General features: G+C 68.0%; 19 protein-coding genes and 1 pseudogene. 10 read left to right on the top strand and 10 right to left on the bottom strand.

Going from position 1 to position 24,303, the window contains the following annotated elements; all coding sequences use genetic code 11:
- The first annotated feature begins 4 nt into the window (after positions 1–4).
- Positions 5–2,872, top strand: a complete 2,868-nt coding sequence (locus AC56DV_RS21350) for a bifunctional diguanylate cyclase/phosphodiesterase (protein WP_496316231.1) — start codon at positions 5–7, stop codon at positions 2,870–2,872.
- A gap of 28 nt (positions 2,873–2,900) precedes the next feature.
- On the opposite strand, the gene AC56DV_RS21345 is transcribed toward AC56DV_RS21350, so the two are convergent.
- The 4 genes from AC56DV_RS21345 to AC56DV_RS21330 all read right to left on the bottom strand — a co-directional run bounded on the left by AC56DV_RS21345 (position 2,901) and on the right by AC56DV_RS21330 (position 4,364).
- The gene (locus AC56DV_RS21345) at positions 2,901–3,365 is read right to left on the bottom strand and encodes an acyl-CoA thioesterase (protein ID WP_496316230.1); all 465 of its coding nucleotides are present in this window, start codon (positions 3,363–3,365) and stop codon (positions 2,901–2,903) included.
- Positions 3,366–3,412: 47 nt separating this feature from the next.
- Complete coding sequence (locus AC56DV_RS21340; RefSeq protein WP_496316229.1) at positions 3,413–3,778, bottom strand: hypothetical protein; 366 nt, start codon at positions 3,776–3,778, stop codon at positions 3,413–3,415.
- Positions 3,779–3,903: 125 nt separating this feature from the next.
- Positions 3,904–4,053: a hypothetical protein gene (locus tag AC56DV_RS21335; RefSeq protein WP_496316228.1), complete on the bottom strand. Its 150-nt coding sequence runs from the start codon at positions 4,051–4,053 to the stop codon at positions 3,904–3,906.
- A gap of 140 nt (positions 4,054–4,193) precedes the next feature.
- Positions 4,194–4,364, bottom strand: a complete 171-nt coding sequence (locus AC56DV_RS21330) for a hypothetical protein (RefSeq protein ID WP_496316227.1) — start codon at positions 4,362–4,364, stop codon at positions 4,194–4,196.
- A gap of 134 nt (positions 4,365–4,498) precedes the next feature.
- Between AC56DV_RS21330 and AC56DV_RS21325 the strand changes: the two genes are divergently transcribed.
- Genes AC56DV_RS21325 through AC56DV_RS21300 form a run of 6 tightly spaced genes read left to right on the top strand, consistent with a single transcriptional unit; the run spans position 4,499 to position 11,029 of the window.
- The gene (locus tag AC56DV_RS21325) at positions 4,499–5,356 is read left to right on the top strand and encodes an HTD2 family dehydratase (protein ID WP_496316226.1); all 858 of its coding nucleotides are present in this window, start codon (positions 4,499–4,501) and stop codon (positions 5,354–5,356) included.
- A 14-nt stretch (positions 5,357–5,370) separates the two neighbouring features.
- Positions 5,371–6,531 (top strand): acyl-CoA dehydrogenase family protein, encoded by a 1,161-nt coding sequence (locus tag AC56DV_RS21320; RefSeq protein ID WP_496316225.1) that lies wholly within the window; start codon positions 5,371–5,373, stop codon positions 6,529–6,531.
- A 10-nt stretch (positions 6,532–6,541) separates the two neighbouring features.
- On the top strand, positions 6,542–7,720 hold the full coding sequence (locus tag AC56DV_RS21315) for a CaiB/BaiF CoA transferase family protein (protein WP_496316224.1): 1,179 nt from the start codon (positions 6,542–6,544) through the stop codon (positions 7,718–7,720).
- A 39-nt stretch (positions 7,721–7,759) separates the two neighbouring features.
- The gene (locus AC56DV_RS21310) at positions 7,760–9,121 is read left to right on the top strand and encodes an MmgE/PrpD family protein (RefSeq protein WP_496316223.1); all 1,362 of its coding nucleotides are present in this window, start codon (positions 7,760–7,762) and stop codon (positions 9,119–9,121) included.
- Positions 9,118–9,975: an HpcH/HpaI aldolase/citrate lyase family protein gene (locus AC56DV_RS21305; protein WP_496316222.1), complete on the top strand. Its 858-nt coding sequence runs from the start codon at positions 9,118–9,120 to the stop codon at positions 9,973–9,975. Before AC56DV_RS21310 ends, AC56DV_RS21305 begins: the two co-directional genes overlap by 4 nt.
- Before the next feature lie 55 nt (positions 9,976–10,030).
- A complete protein-coding gene (locus AC56DV_RS21300) occupies positions 10,031–11,029 on the top strand; it encodes a TRAP transporter substrate-binding protein (RefSeq protein ID WP_496316221.1) in 999 nt (332 codons plus the stop codon).
- Here AC56DV_RS21300 and AC56DV_RS21295 read toward each other — a convergent pair whose 3' ends face one another.
- From AC56DV_RS21295 to AC56DV_RS21270, 6 genes are all read right to left on the bottom strand, one after another.
- On the bottom strand, positions 11,030–11,923 hold the full coding sequence (locus tag AC56DV_RS21295; RefSeq protein WP_496316220.1) for a LysR family transcriptional regulator: 894 nt from the start codon (positions 11,921–11,923) through the stop codon (positions 11,030–11,032). It abuts the gene before it with no gap.
- Positions 11,924–11,985: 62 nt separating this feature from the next.
- Entirely contained in the window at positions 11,986–13,644 is a 1,659-nt protein-coding gene (locus AC56DV_RS21290; protein WP_496316219.1) for a glycoside hydrolase family 30 protein, read from the bottom strand.
- Positions 13,645–13,714: 70 nt separating this feature from the next.
- Complete coding sequence (locus tag AC56DV_RS21285) at positions 13,715–14,440, bottom strand: SIMPL domain-containing protein (RefSeq protein ID WP_496316218.1); 726 nt, start codon at positions 14,438–14,440, stop codon at positions 13,715–13,717.
- Between the two features lie 50 nt (positions 14,441–14,490).
- A complete protein-coding gene (locus AC56DV_RS21280; protein WP_496316217.1) occupies positions 14,491–16,380 on the bottom strand; it encodes a sensor histidine kinase, YfiR-like protein-associated in 1,890 nt (629 codons plus the stop codon).
- Entirely contained in the window at positions 16,377–17,000 is a 624-nt protein-coding gene (locus AC56DV_RS21275; RefSeq protein ID WP_496316216.1) for a TOL_0243 family YfiR-like periplasmic protein, read from the bottom strand. The genes AC56DV_RS21280 and AC56DV_RS21275 overlap by 4 nt, the downstream gene beginning before the upstream one ends.
- The gene (locus AC56DV_RS21270) at positions 16,988–18,898 is read right to left on the bottom strand and encodes a TOL_0244 family TonB-dependent receptor (RefSeq protein ID WP_496316215.1); all 1,911 of its coding nucleotides are present in this window, start codon (positions 18,896–18,898) and stop codon (positions 16,988–16,990) included. The genes AC56DV_RS21275 and AC56DV_RS21270 overlap by 13 nt, the downstream gene beginning before the upstream one ends.
- A gap of 492 nt (positions 18,899–19,390) precedes the next feature.
- On the opposite strand from AC56DV_RS21270, the gene AC56DV_RS21265 reads away from it, so the two are divergent.
- The 3 genes and pseudogenes from AC56DV_RS21265 (at position 19,391) to AC56DV_RS21255 (ending at position 24,290) form a co-directional block, all read left to right on the top strand.
- A complete protein-coding gene (locus AC56DV_RS21265; protein ID WP_496316214.1) occupies positions 19,391–21,016 on the top strand; it encodes an ABC transporter permease in 1,626 nt (541 codons plus the stop codon).
- A 17-nt stretch (positions 21,017–21,033) separates the two neighbouring features.
- Positions 21,034–21,798 (top strand): annotated as a pseudogene (locus tag AC56DV_RS21260) (ABC transporter ATP-binding protein); the annotation flags it as partial.
- 161 nt (positions 21,799–21,959) lie between these two features.
- Positions 21,960–24,290 carry a TonB-dependent receptor gene (locus AC56DV_RS21255; protein WP_496316213.1) on the top strand — a complete coding sequence of 777 codons (2,331 nt, stop codon included), beginning with the start codon at positions 21,960–21,962 and terminating at the stop codon, positions 24,288–24,290.
- Positions 24,291–24,303 lie beyond the last annotated feature (13 nt).

Below are 24,303 nucleotides of genomic sequence, written 5' to 3'. Positions count from 1 at the left end.
AGTAATGACACGTCGCCGCAAATCCACCCTGACCGTCGCGGCGGCGTGCACCCTGGGCGCGGGGCTGGTGATCACCGGCATCCTGTTCGGCGCGGTCGGCGCGCTCGAGTACGGCAAGCTGCAGCTCGACTTCGAACAGCGCGCCAACCTGCGCACCAGCGCCATCCAGCGCGGCCTGAACGACGCCGTGCAGGTGCTGAAGGTGACCAACCAGTTGTTCGTGGCTGCCGCCCCGGTCAGCCGCCAGCAGTTCCGCGACTTCACCGCGCCGCTGCTGCAGCAGTATCCCTTCATCCAGGCCTTCAACTACCACCGCACCGTGACGCTGGCCGAGCGCCCGGCCTACGAGGCGGAGATGCGGCGCACCTTCCCCGGCTTCACCATCACCGAAAACGCCAACGGCGTGCTGCGCCCGGCCGGCGAGCGCCCCAGCTACGACGTGGTGCACTTCCTGGAGCCGATGGACGGCAACCAGCGCGCCTTCGGCATCGACTCCGGCTACAACCCGCAAGTGCCGCTGGCGATCGACCAGATCCTCACCACCGGCCAGCCGCATTCCACCGGCCTGCTCAAGCTGGCCCAGTCCAAGGACAACGAGCCGGGCCTGGTGATGATGATGCCGGTGTACCGCCCCGGCGCGCCGGTGGGCACCGCGCTGGAGCGCAAGGAAGCCTGGCTGGGCGACACCGCCACCGTGCTGCGCGCGCCCTCGCTGGTGGGCAAGATCCTGCAATCGGCCGGCCTGCTGCAGGACGGCGGCCTGGCGCTGCGCGTCTACGTCGGCGCGCCGGCGCAGGCGGCCAACCTGGTGTTCAGCCACGGCGAGCTGCCGCAGCCGCCCGCCGCCAGCCACCCGCTGGCGCGCTGGTTCGCCTTCCACCAGCATGCACTGTACCGCCAGACCTACACCGTGCTGGGCCAGCCGTGGGAAGTGCACGTCACCGCCCTGCCCCAGCCCTTCATCGACAGCCATCTCGGCTCCCTGTGCACGCTGCTGGGCGGGGCGCTGTTCAGCGTGCTGATGGCGGCGCTGGTGCAAAGCCTGGTGCTGCGCTCGCGCCGCGTGCAGACGCTGGTGGACGCGCGCACCGCCGAGCTGCGCCAGTCCAACGAGCGCCTGGCCGACGACGTGGCCATGCGCAAGCACACCGAGCGCGCCCTGCTCGACAGCGAACAGCGCTTCCGCCGCCTGCTGGCGCTGTCCTCGGACTGGTACTGGGAGCAGGACGCCTTCTACCGCTTCACCAGCATCACCGACGGCTTCTTTGAAAAAGGCCACATCAACCCGGGCCGCTTCATCGGCCGCACCCGCTGGGACAGCACGCCCGAGATGCTGACCGCGCGCTGGGGCCGCGACCACATCGCCCGGCTGGAGGCGCGCCTGCCGTTCTCCAACCTGGAATACGCCATCACCGGCGACGACGGCATCGTGCGCTGGTTTAACACCAGCGGCGAGCCGGTGTACGACGCGCGCGGCGAATTCAAGGGCTACCGCGGCACCGGCAGCGAGATCACCGAGCGCAAGCTGTCCGAGCAGCGCATCCACCACATCGCCCACCACGACGTGCTGACCGGCTTGCCGAACCGCGCGCTGCTGCAGGACCGCCTGAGCCAGGCCATTGCCTACGCCAACCGCAGCGGCCACCCGATGTGGGTGCTGCTGATCGACCTGGACCGGTTCAAATTCGTCAACGACAGCCTGGGCCACAAGGCCGGCGACCAGCTGCTGCAGGCCGTGGCCGAGCGGCTGCTGGCGGCGGTGCGCGGCAGCGACACCGTGGCGCGCCTGTCGGGCGACGAATTCGTCGCCATCCTGGGCGAATCGAACGATGCTACGCTGTCGCCGGACATCGTGCAGCGCGTGATGAACGCGGTGGCGCAGCCGGTGGTCTTGGAGGGCAAGGAATTCTTCGTCACCTGCAGCATCGGCGTGGCCTCCTACGACGGCAACGGCAACGCCCAGCACCTGATCGAGCACGCCGACATCGCCATGTACGCGGCCAAGAAACTGGGCCGCAACAGCTTCCAGTTCTACGAGCCGGCCATGAACGAAGAGGCGCAGGAGCGCCTGCGCATCGAAAACGCGCTGCGCAAGGCGCTCGAGCGCGGCGAGTTCGCGCTGCATTACCAGCCGCAGGTGGACCTGGACAGCGGCCGCATCATCGGCGCCGAGGCGCTGCTGCGCTGGCAGCATCCGGAGCTGGGGCTGGTGTCGCCGGCGCGCTTCATCGGCCTGGCCGAAGAAACCGGATTGATCGTGCCGATCGGCTCCTGGGTGCTGCGCACCGCCTGCGCGCAGGCCAAGGAATGGCTGGAGCACAGCCACGGCCACGCGCCGATGAAGATGGCGGTCAACCTGTCGGCGCGCCAGTTCCGCCAGCCGGACCTGGTGCAGACGATTGCGGACGTGCTGGCCGAAACCGGGCTGCCGCCGGCCTGCCTGGAGCTGGAACTGACCGAGAGCCTGTTCATGAACGACGTGGCGCAGGCGGTGAACCTGCTGCACCAGCTGAAGGCGCTGGGCGTCACCTTGTCCATCGACGATTTCGGCACCGGCTATTCCAGCCTGTCCTACCTGCGCGACTTCCCCATCGACGTGCTGAAGATCGACCGCTCCTTCGTCAACGACATCGTTACCGATCCGGACGACGCGGCCATCGTGGTGTCCGTGATCGCGCTGGCGCACAACCTGCAGCTGCGCGTGGTGGCGGAGGGCGTGGAAAGCCGCGAACAGCTGGACTTCCTGCAGCAGCACGGCTGCGACGCCATCCAGGGCTACTACTTCAGCCGCCCCGTGGCGCCGGACCAGTTCGAACAAATGGCGCGCCAGGGCCGCCACCTCGACTCCGCCAGCTCAACCCTGGCCGCCTGAACGGCGGCCTGCCGGGGCTTACTTGCGCTTACTTGCGCTTGGCGGTGACCTGCTGGCGCGCGGCCTTGCGCAGCTTGGCTTGTTCGAAGCGGGCTTTCTGCTCGTCCGATTCGGGCACCAGCGGCGGCACGGAGACCGGCTTGCGGTCCTTGTCCACCGCCACCATGGTGAAGTAGCAGCTGTTCGCGTGGCGCACCAGGCGCTGCTGGATGTTTTCCGTCACCACCCGGATGCCCACTTCCATCGACGTGTTGCCGGTGTAGTTGATCGAGGCCAGGAAGGTCACCAGCTCGCCCACGTGGATGGGCTGCAGGAACATCACCTGGTCCACCGACAGCGTCACCACGTAGCTGCCCGAATAGCGGCTGGCGCAGGCGTAGGCCACGCTGTCGAGGTATTTCAGTATGGTACCGCCATGCACATTGCCGGAAAAATTGGCCATGTCGGGCGTCATCAGAACGGTCATCGTCAGCTCGTGGGCCGACCAGTGCATTGCGCTATCCATTGCAAACCTTGAAGTGTGGAGGGATCAGTAGGGCCTCAGATGCCTTGGGCTTCGATATCGGCCAGCGATTCGCGGCCCTTGTCGGTGATGTCGTAGCCGCCTTCGCGCGCCACGATGTGGCCCTTCTTGCCGAGGAAGGTGGCCACGTCGGTGTCCAGCTTGACGTCGCCGCCGGCCGCGACTGCGCGCAGGCCGAGCACGCAGCGGCGCAGGAACAGCGCCTGCTGGCCTTTGTCTGTCAGGGTGATGTGGCCGTTGCGGGCGATGTTGAACATCTTGAGCCCGGACAGGCGCTTGGTGTTGCGGCCGATGCATGCACTGATGCGCTCGCCCAGCTTGAGGCCGCGCGCGACCTCTTTCAGAGCGTCGTATTCATCGGCGGAGAGTTTTTCGTTTTTCATTGCCTAAATTCCAAAAGAGACTTGCGGCCCTCATGGTACGCGCCCTGTAGCGTCAGGGCAAGGCAATGCGGCCGCGCGCTTGCGCCCGGCGGCCCTTGCGGCGGCTGAATCAGCAGCCGGCAATCTTACTTCAGCGCCTGGATGGCGAACCACGCCAGCGCCGCGCCGGCCACCGCGGTGAACAGCAGCAGCGCCTGCACCCGCTTGGTGGCCAGGGCGTTCAGGGCGGCATGGCGACGGCCAAGATAGATTTTATTGTGTAAGGAATTGCCCATGATGGCCTCCGAGATCAATAAACCGAATGTCGATGATTCATTATATGAATAGATTCGTGACTGTACTGTGACGGCGGGCACAAACATGAAAATATGTAGCTAACGAGCAACGGCGTTTCTCGCCGGCCAATATTGTCCCTTCAGTCACCGCTGGCCTTCATCGGCGGCTGCGGCGGCTCGGGTTCCTCGATAGGCGGCGTTTCCGGCAAGGGGGTATTGTCCGGCGGCGGATCCTTTTCCGGTTCCGGCGACGGAATGTCCGGCTCGGGCGTGCTGTGCGCCCGGATAAATGCACTGACGATACGGCTCATGGCGTTCTCCTGTCTCTGCTTGGCCGGGCGGCCCGCCTCAAGCTGAAGCGAAGCCCCCCTTCCGAAATGGCGAATTGTGGCGAGCCGGGGCGCGGCCTACACTGGCTCATCGCTTCAATCTTGACGAGCCCACCATGAAATCCGACACCGACGACATTACCTTGCTGCAGCAGTGGACCGGCAAAACGGAAACCCTGCATGACGTGGTGCGGCCCGAGGCGGTAGCCGCGCTGGCTGCCACCCTAGACTATCCGAGCGCGCCGCAGCACGGCGCACCTTTGCCGCCTTTGTGGCACTGGATCAATTTCTGGACCACGGCGCCGCAGTCCGGCCTGGGCCCCGACGGCCACGCGCGCCGCGGCGGCTTCCTGCCGCCGGTGCCGCAGCCGCGCCGCATGTGGGCCGGCGGACGCCTCACCTTCCCCGGCAGCGTGCCGGTGGGCGCCGCCATCAGCCGCACCTCCACCATCCTGGACATCGCGCGCAAGACCGGCGCCGGCGGCGCGCTCACCTTCGTCACCGTGCGTCACGAGATCCACCACGGCGGCCGGCTGGCCATCACCGAGGAACACGACATCGTCTACCGCGACATGCCCGCCCCCGGCAGCGCCGGCCCCGCGCCGAAGATGCCGCCCGGCGAGGCGCAATGGAGCCGCCGGATCGTGCCGGACCCGGTGCTGCTGTTCCGTTATTCCGCGCTGACCTTCAACGGCCACCGCATCCACTACGACCGCAGCTACGTCACGGAAGTGGAAGGCTATCCCGGCCTGATCGTGCACGGCCCGCTGATCGCCACGCTGCTGATGGAACTGCTGCGCGCCGAACTGCCGCAGGCGCGCGTGGCCGCGTTCAGCTTCCGCGCCGTCTCGCCGCTGTTCGACACCGCGCCCTTCAGCGTGAACGCGCGCCGCAACGGCGACGGCACCGTCACGCTGTGGGCCGCCAACAGCAAGGGCGAGCTGGCCATGCAGGCCGAAGCCCAATTGGATTAGAAAGAGAAGACACCATGCATACCCCAACCCAGGACCACCAGGACATCCGCGACGCGGTGCGCGCACTGTGCGCCGAGTTCCCATCCTCCTACTTCCGCGACATCGACGAAAAACGCGGCTACCCGGAAGCCTTCGTGGACGCGCTGACCAAGGCCGGCTGGCTGGCCGCGCTGATCCCGCAGGAGTACGGCGGTTCCGGGCTGGGGCTGACGGAAGCCTCCGTCATCATGGAAGAGATCAACCGCTCCGGCGGCAATTCCGGCGCCTGCCACGGCCAGATGTACAACATGGGCACCTTGCTGCGGCACGGCTCCAGGGCGCAGAAGGACTTCTACCTGCCGAAGATCGCCAGCGGCGAACTGCGCCTGCAATCGATGGCCGTGACCGAACCGACCACCGGCACCGACACCACCAAGATCAAGACCACCGCCGTGAAAAAGGGCGACCGCTATGTGGTCAACGGCCAGAAGGTGTGGATCTCGCGCGTGCAGCATTCGGACCTGATGATACTGCTGGCGCGCACCACGCCGCTGGCCGAGGTGACCAAGAAGTCCGAGGGCATGTCGATCTTCCTGGTCGATATCAAGGAGGCCACCGCCAAGGGCATGTCGGTGCAGCCCATCCTCAACATGGTGAACCACGAGACCAACGAGCTGTTCTTCGAGAACCTGGAAATCCCGGCCGAGAACCTGATCGGCGAGGAAGGCAAGGGCTTCAAATACATCCTCGACGGCCTGAACGCGGAGCGCACGCTGATCGCCGCCGAGTGCATCGGCGACGGCTACTGGTTCATCGACAAGGTGACCAAGTACGTCAACGAGCGCGTGGTGTTCGGCCGCCCCATCGGCCAGAACCAGGGCGTGCAGTTCCCGATCGCAAAAGCCTATGTGAACCTGGAAGCGGCCAACCTGATGCGCTACAAGGCCTGCGAGCTGTTCGACGCGCACCAGCCCTGCGGCACGCAGGCCAACATGGCCAAGATGCTGGCGGCCGACGCGTCGTGGGAGGCGGCCAACGCCTGCCTGCAGTTCCACGGCGGCTTCGGCTTCGCCCACGAGTACGACGTGGAACGCAAGTTCCGCGAAACGCGCTTGTACCAGGTGGCGCCCGTCTCCACCAACCTGATCCTGTCGTTCGTGGCCGAGCACGTGCTCGGCATGCCGCGCTCGTTCTGAGGAGAGCACCATGCGCCCGCTCGATGGCATCACCGTCATAACGCTGGAACACGCGATCGCCGCGCCGTTCTGCACCCGCCAGCTGGCCGACCTGGGCGCGCGCGTCATCAAGGTGGAGCGCCCCGGCGTGGGCGACTTCGCCCGCGCCTACGACGCCCGCGCGCGCGGCCTGGCTTCGCACTTCGTGTGGACCAACCGTTCCAAGGAAAGCCTGACGCTGGACGTGAAGCACGATGAAGCCGCCGTCATCCTCGGCAAGCTGCTGGCCGGGGCGGACGTGCTGGTGCAGAACCTGGCGCCCGGCGCCGCCGCGCGCCTGGGCCTGTCCTACGACGCGCTGAAGGAGCGCTATCCGCGCCTGATCGTATGCGACATCTCCGGCTACGGCGCCGATGGCCCTTACCGCGACAAGAAGGCCTACGACCTGCTGATCCAGAGCGAATCGGGCTTCCTGTCGATTACCGGCTCGCCGGACGAACCGGCCAAGGCAGGCTGCTCGATCGCCGACATCGCGGCCGGCATGTACGCCTACACCAACATCCTGGCGGCGCTGATCCAGCGCGGCAAGACGGGGCAAGGCTGCAATATCGACGTGTCCATGCTGGAGAGCATGGCCGAGTGGATGAGCTACCCGCTGTACTACGCGATGGACGGCGCCTCGCCGCCGCCGCGCGCCGGCGCCGCGCACGCCACCATCTATCCCTACGGCCCCTTCCCCGCCGGCGACGGCAAGACCGTGATGCTGGGCTTGCAGAATGAACGCGAGTGGGAACTGTTCTGCAACAAGGTGCTGCTGCAGCCGGAGCTGGCGAAGGACGCGCGCTATTCGTCCAATGCCGTGCGCACGGCGGCGCGGCAGGAGCTGCGCGAGATGATCGTGGAAGTGTTTTCGAAGCTGACGGCGGAACAGGTGATCGAACGGCTGGACAGCGCGCAGATCGCCAACGCGCACATGAACACCATGCACGACCTGTGGCGGCACGCGCAGCTCAAGGCACGCGAGCGCTGGGTGGAAGTCGGCACGCCGGCCGGCCCCATGCCCGCGCTGCTGCCGCCCGGTGTGCCGAACACCTACGCCGCGCGCATGGACGAGGTGCCGGCCCTGGGCCAGCACACGGACGCGATCCTGGCAAGCCTGGGCTACGGCGCCGACGCCGTCGCCGCCCTGCACGCGGCCAAAGCGGTGTAAGCCGTGCCAGCCGTCCAATCCGCCGCCACCGGAGACACCATGAACGCGATCAACCACCCCAGCCTGGCCTTGGCCTCCTTCGCCGCCACGCTGCAATTCGAGACCATCCCGCACGACGTGCTGCGCCGGGCCGAGGACCTGCTGCTGGACTGGGCCGGCTCGGCGCTGGCCGGCAAGGGCGCGCGCCCGGTGGAGACCATCGCCCTCTACGCCGAACAGATGGGCGGCGGCAACACCGGCCCTTGCGAAATCCTGATCTCCCGCAGCCACGCCGCGCCCATGTTCGCCGCCATGGTGAACGCCGCCGCGTCCCACTACGCCGAGCAGGACGACGTCCACAACGGCTCCGTGTTCCACCCCGCCGCCGTGGTGTTCCCGGCCGCGCTGGCGGTGGCCCAGGCGCTGGGCCGCTCCGGGCGCGATCTGCTGACGGCCGTGGTGGCGGGCTACGAGGTGGGTATCCGCGTCGGCGAATTCCTCGGCCGCCCGCACTACAAGATCTTCCACACCACCGGCACCGCCGGCACCATCGCCGCCGCAGCGGCGGCGGGCCGCCTGCTCAACCTCACGCCGGAACAGATGCTGCACGCCTTCGGCTCGGCCGGCACCCAGGCCGCCGGCTTGTGGGAATTCCTGCGCGACGCGGCCGACTCCAAGCAGCTGCACACCGCCAAAGCCGCCAGCGACGGCCTGATGTCGGCCTTCCTGGCCCAGGCCGGCTTCACCGGCGCGCGCCGCATCCTGGAAGGCGCGCAAGGCATGGGCGCCGGCATGACGCGCGACGCCGATCCGGCGAGGCTGACCGACCGCCTGGGCTTCCGCTGGACCCTGGCCGAAACCTCGTTCAAATTCCATGCCAGCTGCCGCCACACCCACCCCGCCGCCGACGCGCTGCAGCAGGTGATGCGCGAACACCGGCTCACGCTGGACCAGATCGCCCGCGTCGACTGCCACGTGCACCAGGGCGCCATCGACGTGCTAGGCCCCGTAAGCAACCCGCAGACGGTGCACCAGGCCAAGTTCTCCATGGGCACGGTGCTGGGCCTGATCGCCGAATTCGGCAGCGCCGGCTTGACCGAATTCGAGTCCAGCTTCAATACGCAGCGCGTTGCCCAATTCCGTGGCAAAGTACACATGGTGCTCGATAAAGAGGTTGACCAGGCCTACCCGGCCCGCTGGATAGGCAAGGTCACCGTGGGCACCACGGACGGCCGCACGCTGCACGGCCGCGTCGACGAACCCAAAGGAGACCCCGGCAACACCCTGAGCCGCACCGAGCTGGAAGACAAAGCCGCGCGCCTGGCCGCCTTCAGCGGGGCCGCCACGCCGGCTGAAATGGCCGCACTGGCCGACAAAATCTGGACTATAAGCCGCATTACCAATATGGGAGACCTCTTATGAGCACTGCCGTACATGCTGCCCCACCCGACGCCAGGCTGGCCCTGGCCCATTCCTTCCTGTTTGTCCCCGGCGACCGGCCCGACCGCTTCGCCAAGGCCTGCGCCTCGGGCGCGGACGCCGTCATCATCGATCTGGAAGACGCGGTCGCGCCCAACGCCAAGGGCGCGGCGCGCGACGCGCTGGAGAACTGGCTGTCCAGCCCCGAGGGCCGCGCGCCGCACGTGCCGGTGCTGGTGCGCGTCAATTGCGTGAACTCCGGCTGCTTCGGCGACGACCTGATCCTGTGCCACCGCCCCGGCATCGCCGGCATCGTGCTGCCCAAGGCCGAGCGCGTGGCCGACGTGGCCAGCGCCTCGTCCAGCGCGCCGCTGTTCCCGCTGATCGAAACCGCGCAGGGCTTCGCCAACATGAGCCAGATCGTCTCCGCGCCGCGCGTGCAGCGCCTGATGTTCGGCTCCATCGACTTCAAGCTTGATATGGGCATCCATGGCGAGCGCGACGAGCTGCTCTACTTCCGCTCGCAGATCGTGCTGGCCTCGCGCCTGGCCGGCCTGCGCGCGCCGGTGGACGGCATCACCACCGCCATCGACGCCGCCGCCACCGAGGACGACGCCCGCTACGCGCACCGCCTGGGCTTCGGCGGCAAGCTGTGCATCCACCCGGACCAGCTGGACGCGGTCAACCGCGCCTTCCTGCCGTCCGGCGAGGAAGTGGCGTGGGCGCAGCGCGTGCTGTCCGCCGCCGAGGGCGCGCGCGGCGCCGCCGTCGCGGTGGACGGCAAGATGATAGACAAGCCTGTGCTGCTGCTGGCGCAGCGCATCGCCTCCGAGGCGGCGCGAAAGAATCTGCATTAGCCCGTACTGAAACCCTCAAGGGGCCGGCAAGAGCCCCTCACCTGCTGGAGACACCATGAAACTGCAATCCCTGCTGTTCGCCGCCGTTACCGTATTCGCGGCCAGCGCTTACGCGCAAAACCCCATCATCATCAAGTTCAGCCACGTGGTCGCGGCCGACACGCCGAAAGGCAAAGGCGCGCAGAAGTTCAAGGAGCTGGCCGAGGCGGCCACCAAGGGGCGCGTGAAAGTCGAGCTGTATCCGAACAGCCAGCTGTACAAGGACAAGGAGGAACTGGAGGCATTGCAGCTGGGATCGGTGCAGATGCTGGCGCCGTCGCTGTCCAAGTTCGGCCCGCTGGGCGTGAAGGAATTCGAAGTCTACGACCTGCCCTACATCCTGCCCAGCAAGGCCGCGCTGGCGCGCGTGAACGAAGGGCCGGTCGGCAAATCGCTGCTGAAGAAACTGGAGTCCAAGGGCATCGTCGGGCTGGCGTTCTGGGACAACGGCTTTAAGGAAATGACGGCCAACAAGCCGCTGCGCACGCCGGCCGATTTCAAAGGCACCAAGATGCGCATCCAGTCGTCCAAGGTGCTGGACGCGCAGATGCGGGCGCTGGGCGCCAACCCGCAGGTGCTGGCCTTCTCCGAGGTCTACCAGGCCATGCAAACCGGCGTGGTGGACGGCAGCGAGAACACGCCGTCCAACATCTACACGCAGAAGGTGCACGAGGTACAGAAGCACCTGACCGTGTCCGACCACGGCTACATCGGCTACGCCGTCATCGTGAACAAGAAATTCTGGGACGCGCTGCCGGCCGACGTCCGCAGCACGCTGGACGGCGCCATGAAGGAAGCCACCAAGTACGCCAACGACATTGCGCAGAAGGAGAACGACGCCGCGATGGACGCCATCCGCAAGTCCGGCAAGACCGAGGTCTACACGCTGACGCCGCAGGAAAAAGCCGCCTGGCGCGCCGCCCTGCTGCCGGTGCAGAAAACCATGGAAGACCGCATCGGCAAAGAGCTGATCGCCACGTTCAACAAGGAAGCGGCGGCCGCCGAAGGCAAGTAACTACTTCGCCTCCATCGTGCAGATAAAGTCCACCAGCTCGCGCGCATACAACGGCAGCGCGTCGAGCTTCTGGACCACCACGCTGCGTTCGCGCACCGCCCACGGCTCCGTCAGCTCCACCAGCGCCAGCTTCATGCCCCGGCTCAGGCGCAGCGCGGAGGAATGCGGCAGGATCGCGATGCCCACATTGTTCTCCACCATGCGGCACATGGCCTCGAAGCCGCGCACCTGGATGCGCAGCTGCAGCCGCTGGCCCGCCTCGTGCGCCGCGCGCGCCAGGAAGTGCTGCAAAGTGCTGCCTTCGTGCAGGCCGATGTGCTGGTAATCCAGCGTTTCGGCAAAGCCGATCTGGCCGCGCGCCGCCAGCGGATGGTCCTGCGCCGTGGCCAGCACCAGGCGGTCGGTTGAAAACGGGATGATCTCCAGGCCCGCGCCCTGCACCGGCCCGGCCGCGATGCCGATATCGGCCGTGCCTTCCTGCACGCCGCGGATGATGTCCTGGTTCAGCCGCTCCTCCAGCGCCACGTTCACCTGCGGATGCACGCCGAGGAAGCGGCCCAGCACTTCCGGCATGAATTCGGTGACGGCGGTGGTGTTGGCGAAGATGCGGATATGCCCCTTGATGCCATTGTTATACTGCTGCATCTCGCTTTTCAGGCGCTCCACCAGCTGCATGAACTGCTGCGCGTGCGCCAGCAGCGTTTCGCCGGCAGGCGACAGCTGCACGCCCTTGTTCTCGCGGTACAGCAGCCGCGTGCCGAAGCGCGCCTCCAGTTCCTTCACCCGGTTGCTGGCCGCCGCCAGCGACATATGCATGCGCTCCGCGCTGCGGGTAAGGCTTTTCAGTTCGGCGATGTGGATAAACAGGCGTAAGTCGGTCAAATCGAACAGCATGGCGCTCCTCTCGGCTAAGCGCCGATTCTACGCCGAATCCCCGGCTGCCGCTGCGCCGCCGGCTAGGGTTCGGGCCGCCAGATGTAGGTGGCGATGCTGGCCGGCGGGAGGGTGGCGCTGAAGCCGGCGGCGGCGGCGCGGACGGCGAAGGTGCGCGGCTCTGCAGCGGAGTTGACGGCCACCAGCACCACGGAGCCGTCGCGGTTTTCGAAGGCGGCGCTGTCGATGCCGCTGCTGCCATTTCCGGCCGCGCCGGCGTTCGAAGGCGTCGAGGCCAGGCGCCAGGCGCCGGGGCGCACGAAGCGGCTGGCGTGGGCCAGCGCGTAATACTCCGGGTTGCGCGTGACGGCGCCGTCCTCGCCCACCGTGACCACGCCACGGCAGCCGCGGCAGCCGCCGATGCGCGGGCCGCCCTGCTCGTCCAGCGCCAGGTTGCCGAACATGATGCCCCTGGCCGCGCCGCGCGCGGCGCCCTGCACCAGCGTGCGGCCGAAGTGAGTGAGGTTGTCGCGCCAGGCGGGCGCCCAGGCGCCGCCGGAGCATTCGGTGAGGTAGCTGGACTTGCCCGGGTGGGCGGCGGCCACGGCGGCTTGCGCGTCCACGCCGCCGGCGTAGCAGTGCCAGGCCACCCCGGCCACGTAGGGGCCTGCAGCCTTGTCCTGCAAGACTTTGAGCGGCGCTTGCGGGGCGTCGCGGTTGCCGTCCCATTCGAGTATCAGCGGGCCTTCGTCTTCCAGCAGCGGGCCGAGATGCTTGCCGATCAGCTGGGCGCGGGCGGCGTCGTCCAGGCGCATGGAAGGGGCGTCGGCAAGGTCGGCGGCGGGATCGCTCTGCAGCGTGATGGCGTGGATGGGGATGCCCTCCTCCAGGTACACGTCCACGTAGCGCTTCAGGTAGCGGGCGTAGGCGTCGAAGGCTTCCGGCTTGAGCGCGCCTTGCAGCAGGCTGCCGCTGGTTTTCATCCAGCCGGGCGCGCTGGAGGGACTGGCGATGAGTTCAAGGTCCGGGTTGCGGGCCAGCGCGTCCTGCACCAGCGGCAGCAGGTAGGCGCGGTCGGGGTCGATGGAGAACTGGGCCAGGCCGTCGTCGCTCTGGCCGGGCGGCAGGTCGTTGTAGCTGTACTGGCTGCGCGCGAATTCGCTGGCGCCCAGCGGCAGGCGCGCGACGCTGAGCCCGATCCCGGGCGGCGGGCCGTACAGCTCGGCCAGCAAGGCCTGGCGCCGGGCGCCGTCCAGCTTTTCGGCCAGCAGCCAGGCGGACGAGGCGCTCAGCCCTGCGCCGAAGCCGGACATCTGCTGGCGCCGCGCAGCGGGGCCGGTGGCGATGTCGATCGTAAGGCCGGCAGCGGCCAGCGGGCCGGCCGTTTCCACCCCGGCCGACCAGGGCGTGAGCGCGCGCGGTAGCGCGGCCAGCGGCGCGTCCGGCTGGCGCTGCAGCAGGCGGGACTGGTCGCCGGTGGTGAGCCAGGCGGCCACCATGCCGGGCGCGGGCAGGTCCGCCGGCTGGCCTGCCCCGGCCTTCTGCGACGCCGCCGCGCCGGGGCGCGCGGCAGCGGCTCCAGGGGCGCCGGCAGCCGAACCTGTGGCGCGCGGCGCGGCGGCGGCCTGCTTCGGTGCGGGCGGCTTGGCGCCGCCAAGGCCGGTCAGGCTGCGCAGCCTGTCCATGCTGCCGGCGCAGCCGCCGAGCGCCACGGCCGACGCCAGGGCCAGGGCCAGGCGCAAGCCCCGGCCCGGAGCCCGTGCAGCGCAGGGAGCGGTGGAAGCTGCGGAAGCGGCCTTGCGCGCCACGGGACTACTTGAAGCGGAACAGCACGTCGACCGACTGCGACAGCTTCATCGCGCTCACCATCAGCAAGTCCGCCGGGTCCTGCTCGTTGCGCTTGGCGTTGGTGCTGTTGCTGTTGCGCGGCCATTCGACCGGCGCCAGGCCGATCGAACGGGTGAGGTTCTTGATCTCGTCGGACGACACGCCGGCCACCGGCCCCACGCGCTTGCCGAAGCCCTTGGCCATGGCGTCCGCCTTGGCCGTCGCTTCGCGCACCGCGTGCCCCATCAGTTCAGCCTCCACCGTGGCTCGGTCCTTCAGGCTGAAGGTGGCGGCGAAGGCGTCCAGGTTCTGCTTCTTCAGCAGCGGCATCATGATGCCGCGCCATTTGCCCAGGTCGCGCACCACGATGTGGATCGAGCACTTGATGTCGTATTCCGGCTCGGACGCCGTGACGCTGGCCTTGCGGATCTGGCGCCGCATGTCGCGCACTTCCACGTCGGCGTCGGGCACGCCCTGCCCGGCCAGCAGCGCGCGGATCTCCAGCACGCGTTCCTGGACCACGGCCACCGCCGCCTCCGCGTTCGCATCGTAGGCCGAGACATCGAAATCGATCTCGCCCTGGTCCGGCGCCACGTACATGAAGCCGGTGCCGCGCGCGTGGATGAAGGGATAGGACGGCAGCTCGGCGGCGGCAACGCTTTGCAGGGAGGCCAGCGCCAGCACGGCGGCACACAGGGATTTTTTCAGCATGGCAGGGTTATGACAATAGCAAAGCGCCAGTATTGGCGAATTAACAAACTTTAGCAACCGCATTTTTCGCCGTACAGGATGGCCAGGATCTGCTCGAAGCCTACCGGCTTCACCAGGTGGTGCTGGAATCCGGCCTCGAACGCCAGTTGCCGGTCCTTCTGCTGGCCCCAGCCGGTGACCGCCACCAGCACCGTGCCGCGCAGCCCCGGCAGGCGCCGCAGCGCGCGTGCCAGGTCGTAGCCGTTCAGCTGCGGCAGGCCGATGTCGAGGAAGGCGAAGTCGGGCGCGAACAGGTCCGCCACGTCCAGCGCCTGTATGCCGTCGTGGCAGACCCGCACCGTGTGGCCGGCGGCGCGCAGCAGGCCGCCGATGCTGTCGACGAAATCGGTATTGTCGTCCACCAGCAGGATGCGGTAGGCAGGACGCTCGCCGCCGGCGCGCGGCGCCAGCGTGACGGCCTCCGGCGGGGTCGCCATCAGCGGCAGGGTGACGGTGAATTCGCTGCCCTGCCCCGGCCCCGCGCTGGCCGCCGCGACGCTGCCGCCATGCAGCTCCGCCAGCCTGCGCGCCAGCGACAGGCCCACGCCAAGGCCGGCCGTGCTGCGCTCCAGCGAGGTGTCGGCCTGCACGAACATGTCGAAGATCTCGCCCAGCATGTGCGGCGCGATGCCGATGCCGTTGTCGCGCACGCGTATCCGCAGCAGGCCGTCCTCGACCGCCGCCCGCAGCGACAGCCGGCCGCCCCGGTCGGTGTACTTGGCGGCGTTGTTCAGCAGGTTCGACAGCACCTGCGCCAGCCGCGTGGCGTCGCCGTTGATGTACACCGGCGGCGGCGGCAGTTCCACCTCCAGCGCGTGGCCGAGCGAGGCCAGGTAGGGCCGCACCAGTTCCAGCGCGTCGCTCACCACCGCGTGCAGCTGCAGCGGCGCGCGCTGTATCGCCAGCTTGCCGGTGTTGATGCGCGATACGTCCAGCAGGTCGTCCACCAGCCGCACCATCTGCTTGAGCTGGCGCTCCATGATGACGCGCGCCCGGCTGCCGGCCGCCAGGTCGTTCGGGTTCACGCGCAGGATGTCGAGCCCGGTGCGGATCGGCGCCAGCGGATTGCGCAGCTCGTGCGCCAGCGTGGCCAGGAATTCGTCCTTGCGCCGGTCCGCCAGCAGCAACGCGCGCTCGGCGCCCTGGCGCACCGTCATTTCGTGTTCCAGCGTCTGGTTGGCCTCCTGCAGCGCGTAGGCTCGCCGCCCCACTTCGGCCAGCATGTTGTTGAACGCGGCCACCAGGGTGCCGATTTCGCCGCTGCCCGACGGCGGCACGCGCAGGCTGAAATCGCGCTTTTGCATCACCTCCTGGGCCACCCCGGTGACCGCCGCCAGCGGCTGCGTGATGCTGCGCTGCAGCCGGCTCGCCACCAGCGCCGCCAGCAGCAGGCTGAGCACCATCACGCCGCCCAGGATGGCCGCGTAGCTGCGCACCCGCTCGATGAGCCGGTAGCGCGCGCTCAGGTAGACCGTGCCGATCACTTCGCCGTTTTCCACGATGGGGTGGTTCACCACCAGGCGCCCGCTCTCGATGGCGTAGCCCGGCCGGCCCGGCTTGGCCGGGAACACCGGCGTATCCTCCAGCGACTGGGCGTAGGCGGCGAACATCCTGCCGTTGGCGTCGTAGATGGCGCCGGCCTGGATTTGCGGCCGCACCCGCAACAGCGACAGGTTCTGCCGCGCCGCCTTCTGGTCGTTGAAGCTGAGCGCGGACGTGCTGACCGCCGCCACGATCTCGGCCTGGGTGGTCATGTCGTCCACCCAGTACTGCTGGAAGGAATCCAGGTCGTACAGCAGCATGGCCGCCGACGAGGCCACCAGCGCCACGAAGGTAGTGGCCAGGGCCATCAGGATCAGCTTGCCGCGCACCGTGCCTGGTTTCAGGCGCGCAAACATCATGAGCCGCCTTTTTTCACGTGGTAGGCCACCGCCAGCAGGCGCGAACTGAGTTTCAGATGGCTTTTCTCGGCGGCCGGGATCGACACTTCGAAACGCACCCGGTCTTCCACCAGGCGGAAATTGATGACGCTGCCCTGCTGCAGGCCGTCCTCGGTGTCGGTCACGCTCAGCACGCCGGCCTGCTGCGCCGCGCGCAGCAGCGCCAGCGGCCGCGCCGCGCCGCTGTCGATGAACACCATGTGCAGGCCGCTCAGCGCGTCGCCTTCGCGCAGCTGGCGCACGGCCACGGGGCGCGCGCCCACCATGCGGCCGGTGGTGATGCGCGTGAGCTCGGCGGCGATATCGTCCGCGCCCACCACGCCCACCGTCAGCGGGCCGCCGGCGTCCTGGCCGTTGCCGAACTCGACGTAGCCGAGGAATTTGTACAGGAAGGCGGCCTTCACGTTGCGCTCGACATTGGCCGGCGCCGCCACCGGCGCGTCGGCGCCGCCGGCCAGGCAGCTCAGCGCCAGGCACAGATAGCACGCCAGCATCAGCCAGCGCGCGCCGGCGAACTCGGTCCAGGGGCGGCGCGCCGGCAGCGTGAAAAGGCCGGCGGCGGGAGGAATTAGAATCGCCATGTCACTTTCAGCAATGCGCTACGTTCGTAGACGCTGCGCCCGGGTGCAGCGGCCCATTCAGGGTGTGTGGCATGCAGCAGGTTCTGGCCGATCAGCGCCACATCCAGCTCCGGCCGCACACGCCACAGCCATTGCACATCCATCTCGTAATAAGACGGCACCACCGGGTGCGGCAATTTGCCATTGTAGCGCAGCGTCACATCCAGCTGCTGGGTGTCCGAGAAGTCGTAGGAAGAACGCAGCTGCCAGTTGAGGCGGGGGTCGTTGGGCTGGAACAAGGCGTTGGTAACGCTGTCGCGGCTGCCCGGCTTGAGGCCCAGCTTGACCTTTTGCGCGATCAGCCCGGCGCTCAGGCGCCAGGCCGGCATCGCTTGCCAGCGCCCCCACAGCTCCAGGCCGCGCGTGGTGGCCTTGCCCAGGTTGCGGAATTCAAAACCCAGCACCGGCAGCGGTTCGGCGGTGCGCAGCTTGTCGTAGTCGCCGAAGAACAGCGTGCCGGAATAGCTCCAGCGCGGATTCGGCTGCGCGCGGTAGCCCAGCTCGGCCATATTGGCCACCTCGGACTCGAAGCTCCTGCCGCCCGCCACCAGGAAGCGCGGCTGGCCCGCTATGATCACCGGCTGGGCCGGCGCGTACCAGTCGCGGTCCACGCGCGACGGCGCGCGCACGGTCCGCGCCAGGCTGGCCCAGACCAGCTGGCGCGTGTCCGGCGTCCACGCCATGCGCATACTGGGCAGGTATTCGGCGCCGGTGTAGTTGTTGTGTTCCACTTTCAGGCCGGCGGTCAGGTTCAGCTGCGGCGTGACGGCGATTTCGTGCTGCGCGAACAAGTTACCCCAGTGCATGGCCAGCTTGTTGGGCTCGAAGGTGAAGCCGATCGGCGTGATGTCGTCCCAGCTGCGGCGGTAGCCGCCGCCCCATACCAGTCTGTGCACGCCGCCGAACCGCACGCCGTGCTGGGCTTCGATCTCCACCGTGTCGCGCCGCTCGATGAAGTTGTTCGGCTGGTTGCGCTCGGTGTGGTCCAGCACCAGCTGCAGGCGCAGGTCGGAATCGTCGGCCAGCTTGCGCATGTAGCGGTTCACCAGGTTGGCGCCGGCGATGCGGATGTCGCGCGTGTTGCGCTGGCCGAGCGCGCCCTGGTAGGCATTGCCTGTCATCATGAGGCCGCCCTGCAGCAGGTCCATGTCGGCGCGGAAGCCGGCTTGGCGGCGGCGCATGCCGGTGCGCGTGCTGACGCCGGCCGCCGTGCTGGTGTCGTCCACGTCCATATAGCGCGCGTACAGCCGGTAGTGGCTGCCGTTCTCCGTGCGGCCGCCGTAGCGCGCGGTGCCGTCCTTCTCGTCCGCACCGGCCGCCGCGCTCACCAGGCCGCCCTGCGTGTCCTTGGCCGAGCGCGTGATGATGTTGATCACGCCGTTGACGGCATTCACGCCCCAGATGGTGGCGCCGGCCCCGCTGATGACCTCGATGCGCTCGATATCCTCCATCACCACGTCCTGCGCGTCCCAGAACACGCCGGAGAACAGCGGCGTATAGATGCTGCGCCCGTCGATCAGCACCAGCAGCTTGTTGGTGAAGGCGCCGTTGAAGCCGCGCGCGGCGACCGCGTAGTTGCGCGCGTCCACCCGCGCCACCTGCAGATTGGGCGCCAGCCGCAGCGCTTCCGGCAATGAACGCACGCCGCTTCGGCGCAGTTCGCTGCCGGTGAGGATAAAGATGGAGGCGGCCGCATTGTTCAGGCGTTCATCCTGGCGCGACACGGAATTGACGACGATATTGCTTAATTGTTCAATCGACAGATCGGCCAGGTCGGCGTCCGGCAGGGCTTCGGCGCTGGCCGCCGCGGCGCCGAAGAGCAAGGGCAGGATGATGCTGCGGTGCGCGCGTATCGGCATGGCCTGTCTCTCGAATAACTACGTTGAAAAGATTATAAACATTTCCCTGCGGACTACCGGTTCCGTTCTGCAATTTTGCAGTTGTTTAGGACATCGATTGGGGAGAACACAACAGTCGATGTCACGTGGACTTCACTTAGAACCGCCTTAGGACGGCCGGAACTGTCTTGACCAGGCGCAAGTTGATAAATACACTGCGCCTTGTTCATATTTTATGGAGTCCCTTCATGGGCACTTGTTCGAGTGGTAGTTGTCGCCAGGCGCGTCCTGGCCCCGCCCCGGCAAGATAACGCAGGCTCCCCCTGCCGTCATCCCGCCGCCGGCGGATGACGGTGTCTATCCCGCCCGGAGGCTCTCCGGCGCAGGACATTCCCCGCACACAAACCGATTGCATGCAGCCCTTGCGGCCCATGCACCGTGGCCCGCGCACGCCTGCGATGCGCGCGCGGGCCGGAACCCGGCTGCCTTGCGCGGCCTGTACCGGGAATGCCGATGTTCACCTCATTCAGCCCCCTGCTCAGCCTTCACCACACCATCGTGCTGGACGCGGCCCAACTGCCCTACTACCTGCTGCGCACCTTGCTGCGCATGTTCCTGGCGCTCGGCTGTTCGCTGCTGTTCGCCTTCGTCTTCGCCACGGCGGCGGCGAAATGCCGCGCGGCCGGAAAGGTGCTGCTGCCGCTGCTGGACGTGCTGCAGTCCGTGCCCATCCTGGGCTTCCAGGCCATCGCCATTGCGCCCTTCATCGCCCTCTTCCCAGGCAGCCTGCTGGGGGTGGAATGCGCGGCCATCTTCGCCATCTTCACCTCGCAGGCGTGGAACATGGCGTTCAGCCTGTACCAGTCCATGCGCAGCGTGCCGGCGGAGCTGGACGAGGCCGCGCGCGTCTTCCTCCTGTCCGGCTGGCAGCGCTTCTGGCGCCTGGAGCTGCCCTACGCCATGCCCGGCCTGCTGTGGAACATGATGATGTCCATGTCCGGCGGCTGGTTCTTCCTGGTGGCGGCCGAGGCGATCCCGGTGGCGGGCCAGGACATCAAGCTGCCCGGCATCGGCGCCTATATCGCGCTGGCCATCGAGACCGGGAACAGCCGCGCCATCGCGCTGGCCATCGCCGCCATGCTGGCCGGGATCCTGCTGTGCGACCAGCTGTTCTTCCGTCCCCTGCTGGCGTGGGCGGACAAATTCCGCTTCGAGGACGCGCAGGGCGGCACGGCGCAGCGTTCCTGGCTGCTGGACTGGGGCCGCCGCAGCCGCTGGCTGCGCAGGCTGGCGGACCGCTTCCGGCGCTGCATGCGCGGCACGCTGGGCTGGTTCGCGGCGGCGCCGGGCCCTGTCACGGCAGGCGCGGCGTCCCGGCCCTACTGGCGGGCGGCTGCGCGGCACGCTCCGCGCGTCCTGGACACGGCCGTCACGCTGGCGTCCCTGGCGGCCGCGCAGCGGCTGGCCGTCTTCGTGCACGGCGCCGTGGGCTGGCCCGAAGTGGCGCACGTGGGCTGGCTGGGCATGGTCACGCTGCTGCGCGTGATGGTGCTGATCGCACTGGCGTCGCTGCTGTGGGTGCCGGTGGCGGTGTGGATAGGGTTGCGGCCGCGATGGGCGCAAGGCATGCAGGCGGCGGCGCAGTTCCTCGCCGCCTTTCCCGTCAACCTGATGTTCCCGGTGGTGGTCTACCTGATGGTGGCCTACAAGCTGAACCCGAATATCTGGCTCAGCCCCCTGATGGTGTTCGGCACACAGTGGTACATCCTGTTCAACGTAGTGGCGGGAGCATCCACCATGCCGAACGAGCTGCGCCTGGCGGCCGACAGCCTGGGCCTGAAGGGCTGGCTGAAATGGAAGCGCGTCTACCTGCCCGCCGTGTTTCCCGCCTACGTAACGGGCGCCATCACCGCCTGCGGCGGCTCGTGGAACGCCAGCATCGTGGCCGAGTACGTCAGCTGGGGCCACACCACGCTGGCGGCCGATGGCTTGGGCAGCTACATCAAGCAGATGACCGACGCGGGCGACTTCCATCGCATTGCGCTGGGCATCGGCGTGATGTGCACATTCGTGATGCTGTTGAACCGCTTCTTCTGGACCCGCCTGTACCGGCTGGCCGAAGAGCGTGGACTGGGTTAATCAAACGGGGAGCTGGCATGGCTGAACATATTCTGATGGAGCTGACCGGGGTCGGCAAGTCCTTCAACAAGGCGGACGGCGCGCCGCGCGTAGTCCTGGACGGCGTGGATTTCTCGCTGCGCGAGGGAGAAATCGTGGCACTGCTGGGCAAGTCCGGTTCCGGCAAGTCCACGCTGCTGCGCATCATGGCGGGCCTGGTGGCGGCGGACCAGGGCAGCGCGGCCTACCGCGGCGAGCGGATCGCCGGCCCGGCCGGCGGCGTGGCGATGGTGTTCCAGTCCTTCGCCCTGTTCCCGTGGCTGACGGTGCAGCAGAACGTGGAACTGGGGCTGGAGGCGCAGGGCGTAGCGCCCGCCGAGCGTGAACGGCGCGCCGGTGCGATGCTGGAGCTGATCGGCCTGGCGGGCTTCGGCGGCGCGCTGCCGCGCGAGCTGTCGGGCGGCATGCGCCAGCGCGTGGGTATTGCGCGCGCGCTGGCCACCAACCCGGACCTGCTGCTGATGGACGAGGCCTTCTCGGCGCTGGACGTGCTCACCGGCGAAACGCTGCGCAACGACATCCTGGACCTGTGGGACGGGGGCCGCATTGCCACGCGCGGCATGCTGGTGGTGTCGCACAATATCGAGGAAGCGGTGATGATGGCGGACCGCATCGTCATCCTGTCCAGCGATCCGGGCCGTGTACGGCACGAAGTCGCCGTCGGCCTGCCGCGCCCGCGCAACGCGGACTCGCCGCAGGTGCGCGCCCTGGTCGACCAAGTGTACGGCTTGATGACCCTGCGCACATAGGAACGCCTGCCGGCGCCGCCGGGCCGGCGGGCCAAAGGGTGCATATTTATTGCAATTGAGTTGCGTTTACGGGCCGGCCGCAATATTATTGCAAGTCTGTTGCATTTGAAGCGTCAATGCAAACGACGACCGATAACCTTACCGCAACTCAAACCATGCCCATACCAAGAAGCCCCCTGGCCGCCTCCATCTCGCTCGGCCTGGCCTGCTGGCTGCCCGCCCAGGCAGAGGACGGCGACGGCGCAATATCCGGTGCAACAGCCGGCGCGGCCGCCATGCAAAGCGTCACCGTCAGCGCCGCCAAGGCGCCCGCCGCCGGCCTGCCGGCGTATGCCGTCAGCAAAACTCAGGAAGAGCTGCGCCAGCAGCAGAACATCTTCAACCCCGAGGACGCGCTGCGCAACCTGCCCAGCATGACCATCCGCAAGCGCTACAGCGGCGACCGCAATGCCCTGGTCGGCGGCCGCAGCTTCTCCACTTCGCAGGCGCCGCGCGCGCTGGTGCTGATGGACGGCTACCTGCTGTCGAACTTCCTCGGCCGCTTCGACGCGCCGCGCTGGAACATGGTGGCGCCGGAAGAAATGGCGCGCGTCGACGTGCTGTACGGCCCCTTCTCCGCCGTCCATCCCGGCAACTCCATCGGCACCACCATCGCCATCACCACCAGCAAGCCCACCACCTTCAGCGGCTCGGCGCGCATCGCTTCCCAGGTCCAGCAGTACGACAACTACGGCCTGAAAGACCGCTATCGCAACTACCAGGCCTCCGCCCTGATCGGCGACCGGCTCGCATCCGGCCTTTGGTACAAGCTGATGGTGAACCACCAGGACGCCACCAGCCAGCCGATGCAGTACTACAGCGTGAACGCCAATGCCGCCGGGGTGTTCCCCGCCCCGGCAGGCGGCGGCAGCGCCGTCCCGGTGACGGGCGTGGTCTACGATACCGCGCCCACCGGGCAGCGGCGCGCCGTCTTCGGCGCCAACGCCGGCGCCATCGACCACACGCTGCAGGACACGGTGAAGGCCAGCTTCGGCTACGACTTCGCCCCGACCGTGAGCGCGGAAGGCTTCGTGGCCTGGTGGCGCAACAACTCCGCGAACAGCAACGCCAGCCTGCTGCGCGACGCGGGCGGCAACACCGTCTGGTCCGGACGCGTCAGCAACAACGGCAATGTGTTCAGCATTCCGGCCGCCACCTTCGCGCCGTTCGAGCGCGAGGAGCGCCATCTGCAGTGCGGCTTCACGCTGAAGAGCACCCGCAAAACCGGCTGGAACGGTTCGGCCATTGCAAGCAGCTACAAGATACTCGACGACACCCAGCGCAACGCCGGCGCGGCGGACCCGCTGGCCTCTGCCGGCGGCGCAGGCACGGCGGTGCAGCGCGGCGGCACCGGTTTCCGCTCGCTGGAACTGCAGGCGCGTTACACGCCCGTACCGGAAGACTGGACCGGCGGTGCGCACGCGCTCACCTTCGGCCTGCACGCCAGCAGCTATGAGCTGCGCCAAACCTCGCGCACCCTGCCCGACTGGCGCCGCGCCGTGGGCCAGGAAACCCAGTACGTGGGCGGCGCCACCGAGCTGCGGGGCGTCTACGCGCAGGATGCGTGGCGCTTCCTGCCCGATTGGACAGCCACGCTGGGCCTGCGCGCGGAGCGCTGGGAATCCTCCAACGGCACACAGCGCTTTACGCCCGGCCCTGCGGAGCACTATGCGCCGCGCAGCGAACAGGCCTGGTCGCCCAAGCTGTCGCTGGCATGGAACGCCACGGACAGCCTGGATTTGCGCCTGTCCGCCGGCAAGGGCACGCGTTTCGCCACGGTGGCGGAACTGTTCCAGGGCACGCAGTCCGGGCCTTCCATCATCGTCAGCGATCCCGCACTGAAGCCCGAGCGCTCGGAAGCCGTGGAGCTGAGCGCCGAACAGCGCCATGCCGCAGGCAGCCTGCGCGCCAGCCTGTTCCAGGACGACGTGCGCGACACCATCTGGACCCAGCTCAACCTGGCCGTGTTCCCCAACGTGACCAACACGCAGAACGTGGGGCGGGTGCGCACGCGCGGACTGGAACTGGCCGGCGCCATCGACCAGCTGGGCGTGCGGGGGCTTAGCCTGGACGCCAATATCGCCTTCAGCAAATCGGTCATCCTGGAAAACGGCAAGTACCAGCCCTCCGAAGGCAAGCGCTGGGTGCGCGTGCCGCACGTGCGCTCGGCCACCACGCTGGTGTACGCGCCGCTGCAATCCTGGAGCGTGGCCGCCACTTACCGCTACTCGGGCCGCCAGTTCAACGAGATCAACAACGCGGACATCAATCCCGACGTCTACGGCGGCCTGTCGCGCCAGAAGCAGCTCGATGCAAGGCTGCTGCTGCGTCCCGGCGGCAGTGCCGAATTCGCCGTGGGCGTGGACAACATCAACGACTACCGCGCCTACCAGTCGCATCCCTTCCCCGGCCGCACCTTCTTCGCTGAAGCACGCTACGCCTTTTAATAAAGGAACCCCG

The sequence above is a fragment of the Massilia sp. BGA-UO-ETr-WB1 genome (assembly GCF_059567845.1).
This window is presented reverse-complemented; position numbering and strand designations above follow the sequence as displayed.